This is a genomic window from Sandarakinorhabdus sp. (assembly GCF_041689835.1).
Taxonomy (GTDB): Bacteria; Pseudomonadota; Alphaproteobacteria; order Sphingomonadales; family Sphingomonadaceae; genus Sandarakinorhabdus.
In genome coordinates, this window is the sequence record NZ_JBDNFM010000230.1 from 1 (window position 1) to 11,699 (window position 11,699).

Here is an 11,699-nt window from a genome sequence, read left to right on the forward strand (position 1 = left end):
CAGAATTGGACGGCGGAACCCAGCCAATGGTGTTTGGCGGGCGCAGCGATGCGGGCGGCGAAGCCTGCACTGGCTGTTCGCGGCAGTGCACCGGGTCGGCGTCTGATGGCGTGCGCGCCATGCAGTCGTGCCCGGAACGGGCCGAGGCGATGGCCGACAAGATGGTGAAGCTGGTTGCCTTGCGCCGCGCCGCCAACCGGACACGCAAGCTCGCAGTCGTACTGTTCAACTTTCCGCCCAACGGCGGCGCCGCCGGCACGGCGCAGTTTCTGGCCGTGTTCGATTCGCTGCACCGCACGCTCGTCCGGCTGAAGGCTGAAGGTTATGACGTGGAGGTGCCCGCCAATTCGGACGAGGTGCGCCGCCGCGTGATTGGCGGCAACGCCATGCAATATGGCCAGGAAGCCAATGTTCACGCCTTTGTGCCGGCAGATCGCATAGTCGCCACCGAGCCGTATCTGGCCGAGATCGAGCAGGAGTGGGGCCCGGCGCCGGGCAAGTTCCAATCCGATGGCAAAAACGTGCTGATCACCGGCGCGCAGTTCGGCAACATGTTTGTCGGCATCCAGCCGGCCAACGGTTACGAAAGCGATCCGATGCGGCTGCTGTTCGATGGCCGTTTTGCCCCTACCCACGCGTTCATGGCGTTTTACCGCTGGATCCGGAATGATTTTGGCGCCCACGCCGTGATCCACTGGGGCACCCACGGCAGCCTGGAATTCATGCCCGGCAAGCAGACCGGCATGACCATGAGCTGCTGGCCGGAACGCATCATCCAGGATTTGCCCAACATCTATCTTTATGCCGCCAACAATCCATCCGAAGGTGTGCTGGCCAAGCGGCGTTCGGGCGCGACCCTGGTATCGTATCTCACCCCGGCATTGACCAATTCGGGCCTCTACAAAGGGCTGTCGGACATCAAGGCCAGCGTTGACCGCTGGCGTGCGACCGAGCCCGGCAGCTCGGACTTGCCGGGGCTGGAAGAGATCATCCGCGAGCAGGCCGAGGCCATCGATCTGGACAGCAGCGATATCTCGCAGCTTGCCGCCAAATTATATGAAATCGAACGCGAGTTGATCCCGCAGGGCCTGCACGTGTTTGGCGACGCCGAAAGCGAAGACGCCCGCATCGACATGCTGGCCGCCAGCGCCCAGGCGCGCACGTCTGGCTTGGGGGGCGCGGGCGAGGCCATCGACCGCGACACCATCGAGAAACTGATCAACGGCCGCATCGTGCCCAACACGCCGGTGCTGATCGAGCTCGCCAAGCTGAATGCCGCGCTGTCGGTCAATCACGAAATGAACGGGCTGATCCGCGCCCTTGATGGCCGCTATGTGCCGCCTGTGGCCGGCGGCGACATCTTGCGTGATCCGGAAATCCTGCCCACGGGGCGCAACATCCACGGCTTTGATCCGTTCCGCCTGCCTTCGGCTTATGCCTGCAGGGACGGTGCGGCGCAGGCGGAGCGCATTCTTGATCGCGCCCTTGAAGACGCCGGTAAGCTGCCGGAAACCGTCGCCATGGTGCTGTGGGGTACCGACAATCTGAAAAGTGAAGGCGCGCAGGTGGCGCAGGCGATGGCGCTGATGGGGGCCAAACCGCGATTTGACAGTTACAGCCGGCTGGCCGGGGCGGAACTGATTCCGCTCGAACAACTCGGCCGCCCGCGCGTGGACGTGCTGGTGACGCTGTCCGGCGTGTTCCGCGATCTGCTGCCGCTTCAAACCAGGATGCTGGCCGAAGCCGCGCTGCTCGCCTCCGAAGCCGATGAACCGCCGGAGGCGAACTTTGTCCGCAAGCACAGCCTTTCGTACAGCCAAGAACATGGCTGCGACATGGCGACGGCGGCCTTGCGTGTTTATTCCAACGCCGAGGGCAGTTACGGCGCCAACGTCAATTTGCTGATCGATAGCGGCGGCTGGACTGATCCCAATGAACTGGCCGACACGTACGAAAAGCAGAAAGGCTATGCCTACGGCGTTGACGGCAAGCCCAATCGCCAGCCCGGCTTGCTCGCCAGCGCGCTGAAAACTGTCGATTGCGCGTATCAAAATCTGGAATCGGTGGAACTGGGCATCACCACGATCGATCAATATGTCGATACGCTGGGCGGCATCAGCCGTGCCATCACCCGCGCCAAGGGCGGCGAGGCAGCGCCGGTGTATATCGGCGATCAGACGCAAGGCAGCGGCAAGGTGCGCAGCCTGCAGGAGCAGGTGGCACTGGAAACCCGCACCCGCACGCTCAATCCGGTGTGGATCGAAGCGCAGCTGAAATATGGCTATGAAGGCGTGCGCCAAGTCGAAGCGGCGGTGACCACCACCACCGGCTGGTCGGCCACCACCGGGCAGGTCGATCCGTGGGTGTATCAGCGCATCAGCGAAACCTATATGCTGGACGAAGCGATGCGCCAGCGCATTGCCGAAATGAACCCGCGCGCTGCTGCCAAAATCGCCAATCGCCTGATCGAAGCGGCGGAGCGGAATTTCTGGCAGCCCGATGCCGAGACGTTGGCCGCCCTGCAGGCTGCCACCGACGCAATTGAAGATCAACTTGAAGGTGTCGCGCCGCCCACGACCATGGCGGCTTGAGGAAGAGTGCAATGACCCTGATTATCGACAAGACCCGCAAAATTGGCCCCAATGGTCTTCCGGGCGACGGTGAAGGCAGCGTGCAGGTCGCGCTTGACCCGAGCCAGAGGATCACCGGTGCCAAGGTGTTTGCAGTGTACGGCAAGGGCGGCATCGGCAAATCCACCACCTCATCCAATCTGTCGGCGGCGTTCTCGCTGCTGGGCAAGCGGGTGTTGCAGATCGGCTGCGACCCCAAGCACGACAGCACGTTCACGCTCACCAAGAAATTGATGCCCACCGTGATCGACGTGCTGGAACAGCATGAGTTTCACCACGAGGAATTGCGCCCCGACGATTACATGTTCGAGGGTTTCAACGGCGTCATGTGTGTGGAAGCCGGCGGCCCGCCGGCAGGCACCGGCTGCGGCGGCTATGTTGTTGGCCAGACGGTGAAGCTGCTCAAGCAGCACCACTTGCTTGAAGATACCGACGTGGTGATTTTCGATGTGCTGGGCGACGTGGTGTGCGGCGGCTTTGCAGCGCCGCTGCAGCATGCCGATCGCGCCATCGTGGTGACGGCCAACGATTTCGACAGCATCTTCGCGATGAACAGGATCATGGCCGCCATTCAGGCCAAATCGAAAAACTACGAAGTGCGACTGGCAGGCTGCATCGCCAATCGTTCGGCCAACACCGACGAGATCGACCGTTTTGCCGCTGCCACTGGCATTGATCGGCTGGCGCAATTTCCCGATCTGGATGCCATCCGCCGCAGCCGGTTGAAAAAATGCACCATTTTTGAAATGGACGAATCGCCGGAAATTCTGGCCGTGCAGGTCGAATACAAGCGCCTCGCAGCGCTGTTGTGGGCCGGAGTGGAGCCCTGCATGGCCGCGCCGATGAAGGATCGCGAGATCTTCGATTTCCTTGGTTTCGAGTGAGCATTAATGCCCATGGTCCGAGGCAGGCCGCCGGTTGGGAAGCCAAGCGCGCCAAGCTGGAGACGTATTTCGATTCGACGGCGCTCGGCGCCTGGGCGGCGATGACCAGCGATGCGCCGGTCTCGAAAATCCGCGCCACGGTGCGCGCCGGCCGCACGGAAATGCGGGACACCCTGCTCAGCTGGCTGCCGCAGGATCTCACGGGCCGGCGCATCCTTGATGCCGGCTGCGGCACCGGCATGCTGGCCATCGAAGCCGCGCGCCGCGGCGCACACGTGGTGGGCATCGATGTGTCGCCGCAACTGATCCAGATCGGCCGCGAGCGGCTGCCTGACGACGTGAAGGGCAACATTTCTCTGCATGCCGGTGACATGCTCGATGCCGGATTTGGCGATTTCGATCACATCGTCTCGATGGACGTTTTGATCCATTACGAAAGCGATCAGATTGCAGCGGCCATCGCCCGGCTGGCCGAACGCGCGCGCAATTCGATGCTGTTCACCTTTGCACCCGGAACCCCCCTGCTGCGCACGGCACGGGCAATCGGCCAATTTTTCCCAAAAAACGACCGCTCGCCCAGCATCGTGCCGGTGGCGCATGATCTGTTGAAGGCGCGTTTGTCGCGCAGCGTGCCGCACGCCCGGCTGGGCCGTGACCAGCGCGTCAGCCGCGGATTTTACACCAGCCACGCCCAGGAAGTGCTGCTGGGATGATGATATTTGCCGCCGCTGATGGGGCAACATCGGGCGACATACAGCTGGGGTGTCGCCCGGATTTGACAAAGGCCAGCACGGCAACAGGAAAAAGCGGGCGAAATTGGCGCAAAAGATTGCAATCGCGTCACCTTCTGCTCTAAGCTGACGTGCTTGCATCGTGGTGTGGCAGCGGCATGTCGCCGCTGTTGGCCACACAAAGAGCCGCTCTGCCGTTCTCTGGCGCGAGGATTGCAGGGCTTGGGGATACGCGCTGGCCTGTCGCGGCACCGCTTGGCTGCATCCGGCAATTTCTTGAGGGGAGACGCCTCGCATGACGAACGTGCATCTGGTTGGTGGTTTGGATATCGCCGAACTTACTTTCTTTGCCTTCTTTCTGTTTTTCCTGGGACTGGTCTGGTACTTGCGCGGTGAAGATCGCCGTGAAGGCTATCCTGTGGAAGACGATCTGTCCGGCGCCCTTCATGGCGGCAGCGAACCCCTGTTTTTCAAGCCGCCCAAAACATTCGTGCTGCCGCACGGGCTGGGCGAGGTGATGATGCCGAACCCCAACGACCGCGATGAAATGCCGACCAATGTGCTGACGCGCATCTGGCCGGGTGAACCGCTGGATGTGGTGGGTGACAAGCTGACTTCGGGTGTGGGCCCAGCGTCGATCGCGCAGCGTGCCGATCGCCCGGATCTGGACATGCACGGCGAGCCGCGTATCGTGCCGCTTCGCCTCATAGGCCACCCGGTAACCGTGCACCCCAACGACGTCGATCCGCGCGGCCTGCCGGTTGTCGGCCTCGATGGCGGCAAGGCCGGCACGGTGAAGGAACTGTGGATGGACCGTGCTGAATCGGTCCTGCGTTATCTCGAAATCGATCTTGCCGGCGGCACCGGCACCGTGCTGATGCCGATGGCCATGGTTGAAGTGTCGCGCAGCGGCGTTGTGACTGATGCCATCACCGGGGCCCAGTTTGCCGGGGTGCCGCGCACCAAGTCGCTCGATCAGGTCACCCTGCTCGAAGAGGAAAAGATCACGGCCTATTTTGGCGCTGGCTATCTGTGGGCAACCCCCGCGCGGGCTGAACCGCTGATCTGATCCAGTCTCCGGCGAGGCCAGTTGCAAGACTGGCCGGCCACGGCTGGCAGTGGAACGGAATGACGGAGCCTTTTCGTGTCGATTGAATATGATGATGAGCCAATTCCGGGTCTGCCCGGACGGCTGCCGCCGGGGGAGGAAATCCTTTGGCAAGGCGCGCCCGATTGGCGCGGCGTGGCGCGCGGTGTTTTTCACACCCGCCTTGTCGCGGCCTGGTTCGTGGTTGTTGCCGGCATGGCCTTCGTGGCCGGCGGTACTGGCGTCGTCGGCGCATTGACCACGATGGCCGTTGCCTTGCTGGGCCTTGGCGTGCTGGCGGTGCTGGCACGGGCGCAGGCGAAATCCACCATTTATACTCTGACCAACAAGCGCGTGGTGCTGCGTTTCGGTGTGGCGCTGCCGAAATGCGTGAACGTGCCGCTGGCGCTGGTTGGCACCGCCGATGTCAAGCCGGCGGGCACTGGGTTCGTCGATGTCTCGCTCACCCCCACGGTGCGTTTTCCGTTGGCCTATCTGCAGATGTGGCCGCACGCGCGGCCGTGGAAATTCGGCTCGCCGCAGCCGATGCTGCGCGCTGTGCCGGAAGCGTTCGTGCCGCAGCTCGCCGATGCGCTGGCCAAGGCCGATCCGGCCCGCGTCGCGGCCACTCGCGATGCCGCCGCCGTGCCAGCCCCTGTGCCAGCACTTGTAGAGGCAGCGGCATGAGCGTTGAGTTCACCAACGAACGCTTCCCAAAATCAGCGCTTTATGCGGCCGGCGCCCTCATCACGCTGTCGATTGTCACTGTCGGCGGGATCCGTCTGGGTGTGTTGCCGGCAGCGGAAACCGCGCCGCAATCGCGGGAACGGCGGCAGGTGGCCATCGTTGTGTCGCGTGATTTCCGCTTCGAAGATCGCGCCGATGGCGCCCTGCTGGCGACTGATGTGGCGGCAGGCAAATTGGTGTTCGTGTTCCCGCCCGGCAGCAATACCGGCTTCATCCGCGGCGTGATGCGCGGCCTGATGCGCGAACGCCGCCTCAAGGAAGTGGACCGCGCCGGCTTGGTGAAAGTGGCACAATGGGCCGACGGCGCATTGACGCTCACCGACGTGTCCACCGGCCGCATCATCGAGCTGGGCAGTTTTGGTTCGACGAACCGCGCTGCCTTTGCGCAACTGCTGGAACCGTATCAGCCCGGCGGCCCCGGCGTGCCGGACCAGCCGATCACGCCGGCCGCGCCGGCGCCGTCGTCGATGCCGTTTCTTGCCGGGGGTGCCTGATGGGCCTGTTCACCCGCGAGCGTTTCGACACCCTGTGCACGATCGAGATCGAGCATAGCTTCGACAATCTGCACGCACATGTCGAACTGGATGGCGATGTCGAACTGGGGCCGGGTGACCAGGTGAAGGTGCACGGCGACGCGGTGAAACTGCCCTTTGGCGAACGCCTCACCCTGCGCCGCCCGGCGACCGTGTGGAAAGCCACCCCCTTCGGCCGGCTGTGGACTAGAATGAAGGCCCAGCTGGAACTGACCGAACTTTACGAAATCACCTTCAGCTCGGAGAAGCCGTGATGAACGCCGTCACTCCCATAGATGCCGGCACCGAAATCACGCAGGACGACGCTTTGGCCATCGCCCGGCAAGACACCGTACTCAGCCCGCGCTTTTACACCACCGATTACGACGCGATGGACAAGATCGACGTGTCGGGCGTGCGCGCGGAGTGGGACAGCCTGATTGCCGAAATGCAGGCCGATCCCAACAAGAAGCATTTCAAGCGCACGCCCGAATTTGACGGCGTGATCGCCGCCATGGATCCGGAATTGAGGCAGGAGTTCGTCGATTTCCTCGTGTCGTCGATGACGTCGGAATTTTCTGGCTGCATTCTTTACGCCGAAATCACCAAGCGCATGCAGAACCCGGATGCCAAGGCGCTGTTCCGGCTGATGGCACGCGACGAAAGCCGCCATGCCGGCTTCATCAACGACAGTCTGAAAGACGCCGGCATCGGCATCGATCTGGGCTTTCTGACCAAGACCAAGAAATACACCTATTTCCGGCCGAAGTTCATCTTCTATGCCACCTAGCTTTCCGAAAAGATCGGTTACGCTCGCTACATCACCATCCACCGCCACCTTGAAGCCCACCCGGAAAAGCGCTTTCACCCGATCTTCAAGTGGTTCCAGGAATGGTGCAACGACGAGTATCGGCACGGCGAGGCTTTTGCCCTGCTGATGCGGTCCGATCCCAAGCTGACCAGCGGCTTCAATGTGCTGTGGATCCGTTTCTTCCTGAACGCCGTATACGCCACGATGTATGTGCGCGATCACAAGCGGCCGGCGCTGTACAATGCCTTTGGTATCAACCCGACCGAATTTGGCTTCAAGGTGTTCCGCATCACCACGGATATCACGCAGCAGGTGTTCCCGATCGCGGTGCAATCCGATGCGCCAAGCTATCGGGCGCTGCTGGAATCCATACGCCAAACCAGCGACGGCATTGATGCGGCGGTGGCGCAAGGCGGTATGGTGGGCAAGATCAAGCGCATCGGACTGTCACTCAAAGCCGCTGCCACTTTCGTTCGCCTCTATCTGCACCCGGTGGACAAGATGGACGTGACCCCGAACGTGCGCATGGCACCGGTTTGGTAACCGGCCCAGGCGCATCGTGACGGAATTTGCCTTGCCTCTGCTGTTTGCGACGGTCCTCTGGTTCGTGGCCACCGGCTTTGTGCTGTGGTTGGACAAATTGCCCAGCCACACTTGGCCCGTAAGCATCACTCTGGCCACGATAGCATCTGGATTTGCCATGGGCGGCATCATCACCACCGCTGAAGAAACCAGCCCCTGGGCGGCGTATGTGGCCTTTGCCTGCGCACTGGTGCTGTGGGGCTGGCACGAACTGTCGTTTCTGATGGGCTTTGTCACTGGCCCGAACCGCAAATCCTGCCCGCCCGGTGCCCACGGCTGGCGGCGGTTTCGCTTGGCGGCAGCAACACTGATTTATCATGAAGTGGCCATGTTCGCCTGCCTGGCCGTGATCGCCGCCGCGACGTGGGGCAAGGCCAACCAGACCGCAACGCTCACCTTCCTGCTGCTTTTTGTCATGCGGCTTTCGGCCAAGTTCAATATTTTTGCCGGTGTGCCACATCTGTCGACTGAAATGATGCCGGATCACATGCGCTATCTTGCTAGTTATTTTCGCGTGGGTCAGCCGCGCTGGTTTTTCATACTGTCCGTCTCCGGCATCGCCGTGGTTGCGGCTTGGTTGGCTGATCTGGCCTTGAGTAGCCGCGGCGGCGTCGCCACCGGCTATGCGCTGGCATTTGCGCTGGTGGCGTTGGCCTTCCTCGAACACGGCTTTCTGGTGGTGCCGTGGCAGGACACGGCGATTTTCCGCTGGGCCGTGCCAGACCATGAACGGCGCAAGGCTGCAGCCTTGGTTCCGGAAGATGCCGGGATAACGGGCCAGATGTTGCCCCAGAATGAAACGAATCGACTTGCGATGGGAAAAAGCACTGTGCAATGCACACAGTGGGAGAAGTTGAATGAATTTTGAAGCTCACTTCCAGGCAGCGCTCGACGGGCTGAAGGAACGCGGGAATTACCGCGTCTTCGCCGAACTCCAGCGCCACCAGGGAAATTATCCGCACGCCACCCGCTACCGCGAGGATGGCACCACCCAGCATGTGACTGTGTGGTGCTCCAACGATTATCTCGGCATGGGCCAGCACCCTGACGTGCTGCATGCCATGCACGAGGAACTCGACAAGTCGGGCGCTGGTGCCGGCGGCACCCGCAACATCTCCGGCACCATGCATGTGCACCGCCAGCTCGAGCTGGAACTGGCCGATCTGCACGGCAAGGAAGACGCGCTGCTGTTCACCTCGGGCTATGTCTCGAACTGGGCGGCGCTGTCGACGTTGGCGTCCAAGATCCCGGGCTGTGTCGTGTTTTCCGACGCGCTCAACCATTCTTCCATGATCGAAGGCATCCGCCACAGCCGCGCCAAGTGCGAAGTGTTCAAGCACAACGACCCGGAGGATCTGGATCGGCTGCTGAGCCAGTATGAGGCCGACGTGCCCAAGCTGGTGGCGTTCGAAAGCGTGTATTCGATGGACGGCGACATCGCCCCCATAAAGGAAATTTGCGACGTAGCCAAAAAGCACGGCGCCATGACCTATATCGATGAGGTGCACGCGGTGGGCATGTATGGCCCGCGCGGCGGCGGCGTTGCCGAGCGTGAAGGCCTGATGGACGAACTGACGGTGATCGAAGGCACGTTGGCCAAGGCCTTTGGTGTGGTCGGCGGCTATATCGCGGGATCGACGGCGCTGTGCGATTTCGTGCGCAGCTTTGCCAGCGGTTTCATCTTCACAACCGCGCTGCCGCCGGCGATCGCTGCTGGTGCGCTGGCATCGGTGAGGCACCTGAAAAACAGCCCGTTCGAGCGCAAGCGCCAACAAGAGCGCGTGGCCAAGGTGCGTGCCGCGTTGCGCACGACCGGCATCCCGCAAATGGACAATCCCAGCCACATCATTCCGGTGATGGTGGGCGATGCCAAGAAAGCCAAGATGATCAGCGACTGGCTGATGGATAATCATGGCATCTATGTGCAGCCGATAAATTACCCCACTGTTCCGGTGGGCACCGAACGCCTGCGCATCACGCCCAGCCCGGTGCACAGCGACGACGACATCGACAAGCTGGTGATGGCGCTTTCCGACATCTGGAGCCAGTGTGCCCTGCACCGGGTAGAAGCCGCCGCCTGAACCGAGCCGGCTGACAGGCGATGAACACGGGCCCGGCGGCACCATCCGCCGGGCCTTTTCATTGCAGCACCCTGCAAGCGCTGGCCGGTGTGTTGCACTGCAGCAACGTCTTTGATCCGACATCGACAAGCAACACGAATGTCAACTTTCTGGCATGGCGCTGCAACATTGGCCTGTTAGGAGCCCGGGTGAACTCAACAACCGGGAAAATCAACATATGCGCATCTCACTTCTTCGTTTGTCGCTGCTGGCCAGCGCGGCCGTTGCAGCCCCGGTTCTGGCGCAGGCCCAGCCTGCCATCGTCACCGTTGATGCCGGCGCGGCCGAAGCCGCCGGTGCCGACGCCGGTGCCGACGCAGTGGCCGAAGATGCTGAAATCGTGGTGTACGGCAAAGGCGAAGTCCGCCAGGTGACCGAGCTCAAGGCCGAAGATCTTCGCCTGACCGTGGCCGGTGCCAGCCCGTTCATTGCGATCCAGAAACTGCCGGGCGTCAATTTTCAGTCGGCCGATCCTTTCGGTGTGTATGAATGGTCCACCCGCATCACGCTGCGCGGCTTCAACCAGAACCAGCTGGGCTTCACGCTTGATGGCGTCCCGCTGGGCGACATGAGCTATGGCAACACCAACGGCCTGCACATCAGCCGCGCCGTGATCGCCGACAATATCGGCCGCACCCGCGTGAGCCAGGGCGCCGGCGCCTTGGGCACGAACTCCACGTCCAACCTGGGCGGCACCATCGAATTCTTCAGCCGCGCGCCGCAAGATGAACTGGGCGTCGCCGGCAATGTCACGTACGGCGATAACAATACGCTGCGGGTGTATGGCACGCTCGACACCGGCGATCTGGGCGGCTTCAAGGCCTATATCAGCGCTGCACACCTGACCGCCGACAAGTGGAAGGGCTTTGGCGTACAACGCTCTACCCAGGTCAACGCCAAATTTGTCGCCGATCTCGGCAGCAAGACAACGCTCACGGCTTTTGCCAATTTCTCGGATCGCAAGGAAAACGATTACCAGGATTTCAGCCAGGAAATGCTGGGCCGGTTGGATTATTTCGCCGACAATATCTCGAACGATTTCCCGCTTGCTGTGCGCTTGGCGACCATCGGTGCCAATCGCGGCGACACCGGGGTGGTGGTTGGCCCGAATGCCTTTGGCACGGTATATCCGGCGCCTTACACGTCCGTTGATGATGCTTATTACGATGCCGGCGGTTTGCGCCGCGATTGGCTGACCGGTGCCCGCCTCGAAAGCGCCCTGTCGGATAACATCACGGCCGGCGTGCAGGTGTATTATCACAACAACAAGGGCCAGGGTTCGTGGATCACGCCCTACCGTGCCAGCCCGGGCGGCCCGCCGCTCAGCTTCCGCACCACGGAATATGGTGTGTACCGTGTGGGCGTGATCGGCGATCTTGTCGGCAAGTTCGATTCGCACACGGTGCGTCTCAATGTCTGGTACGAAAACAACGATTTCGAACAGGCCCGCCGGTTTTACACCATGGGTACCAGCCAGACGGTGCCAGGCACCAACGCGTTGACGTACCAGAGCAACCCGTTCTTCACCCAGTGGAACAACGACTACAACACCCGCACATTCCAGTTTGCGGTGCAGGACCAGTTTGACGTGAACG

The 11,699-nt window shown here is 61.9% G+C and carries 10 protein-coding genes and 1 pseudogene; all 11 read left to right on the top strand.

The genetic code is table 11. The features are described from left to right. The coding region (locus tag ACESL8_RS12140) for a magnesium chelatase subunit H (protein ID WP_372919217.1) at positions 1-2,591 on the top strand (2,591 nt) is incomplete at its 5' end. Positions 2,592-2,602: 11 nt separating this feature from the next. Next, positions 2,603-3,514 carry a ferredoxin:protochlorophyllide reductase (ATP-dependent) iron-sulfur ATP-binding protein gene (gene bchL / locus ACESL8_RS12145; RefSeq protein WP_372919219.1) on the top strand — a complete coding sequence of 304 codons (912 nt, stop codon included), beginning with the start codon at positions 2,603-2,605 and terminating at the stop codon, positions 3,512-3,514. Positions 3,515-3,516: 2 nt separating this feature from the next. After that, complete coding sequence (bchM, locus tag ACESL8_RS12150; RefSeq protein WP_372919235.1) at positions 3,517-4,227, top strand: magnesium protoporphyrin IX methyltransferase; 711 nt, start codon at positions 3,517-3,519, stop codon at positions 4,225-4,227. Between the two features lie 313 nt (positions 4,228-4,540). After that, complete coding sequence (gene puhA, locus ACESL8_RS12155; RefSeq protein ID WP_372919221.1) at positions 4,541-5,314, top strand: photosynthetic reaction center subunit H; 774 nt, start codon at positions 4,541-4,543, stop codon at positions 5,312-5,314. Positions 5,315-5,389: 75 nt separating this feature from the next. After that, positions 5,390-6,019: a photosynthetic complex putative assembly protein PuhB gene (puhB, locus tag ACESL8_RS12160; RefSeq protein ID WP_372919223.1), complete on the top strand. Its 630-nt coding sequence runs from the start codon at positions 5,390-5,392 to the stop codon at positions 6,017-6,019. Continuing rightward, the gene (gene puhC, locus ACESL8_RS12165) at positions 6,016-6,573 is read left to right on the top strand and encodes a photosynthetic complex assembly protein PuhC (protein ID WP_372919225.1); all 558 of its coding nucleotides are present in this window, start codon (positions 6,016-6,018) and stop codon (positions 6,571-6,573) included. Before puhB ends, puhC begins: the two co-directional genes overlap by 4 nt. After that, complete coding sequence (locus tag ACESL8_RS12170) at positions 6,573-6,866, top strand: hypothetical protein (RefSeq protein WP_372919227.1); 294 nt, start codon at positions 6,573-6,575, stop codon at positions 6,864-6,866. The genes puhC and ACESL8_RS12170 overlap by 1 nt, the downstream gene beginning before the upstream one ends. Beyond that, positions 6,866-7,945 (top strand): annotated as a pseudogene (acsF, locus tag ACESL8_RS12175) (magnesium-protoporphyrin IX monomethyl ester (oxidative) cyclase). Before ACESL8_RS12170 ends, acsF begins: the two are co-directional and overlap by 1 nt. 16 nt (positions 7,946-7,961) lie before the next feature. Further along, the gene (gene puhE, locus ACESL8_RS12180; RefSeq protein ID WP_372919229.1) at positions 7,962-8,852 is read left to right on the top strand and encodes a putative photosynthetic complex assembly protein PuhE; all 891 of its coding nucleotides are present in this window, start codon (positions 7,962-7,964) and stop codon (positions 8,850-8,852) included. Beyond that, positions 8,842-10,065 (top strand): 5-aminolevulinate synthase, encoded by a 1,224-nt coding sequence (gene hemA, locus ACESL8_RS12185; protein WP_372919231.1) that lies wholly within the window; start codon positions 8,842-8,844, stop codon positions 10,063-10,065. The genes puhE and hemA overlap by 11 nt, the downstream gene beginning before the upstream one ends. Before the next feature lie 217 nt (positions 10,066-10,282). Beyond that, the coding region (locus ACESL8_RS12190) for a TonB-dependent receptor plug domain-containing protein (RefSeq protein WP_372919233.1) at positions 10,283-11,699 on the top strand (1,417 nt) is incomplete at its 3' end.

What these genes read in the sequence shown, in the direction of transcription:
- ACESL8_RS12170 (WP_372919227.1), top strand. Translation starts at nt 6,573, where the DNA reads ATGGGCCTGTTCACCCGCGAGCGTTTCGACACCCTGTGCACGATCGAG.
- bchL (WP_372919219.1), top strand. Translation starts at nt 2,603, where the DNA reads ATGACCCTGATTATCGACAAGACCCGCAAAATTGGCCCCAATGGTCTT.
- puhA (WP_372919221.1), top strand. Translation starts at nt 4,541, where the DNA reads ATGACGAACGTGCATCTGGTTGGTGGTTTGGATATCGCCGAACTTACT.
- hemA (WP_372919231.1), top strand. Translation starts at nt 8,842, where the DNA reads ATGAATTTTGAAGCTCACTTCCAGGCAGCGCTCGACGGGCTGAAGGAA.
- puhC (WP_372919225.1), top strand. Translation starts at nt 6,016, where the DNA reads ATGAGCGTTGAGTTCACCAACGAACGCTTCCCAAAATCAGCGCTTTAT.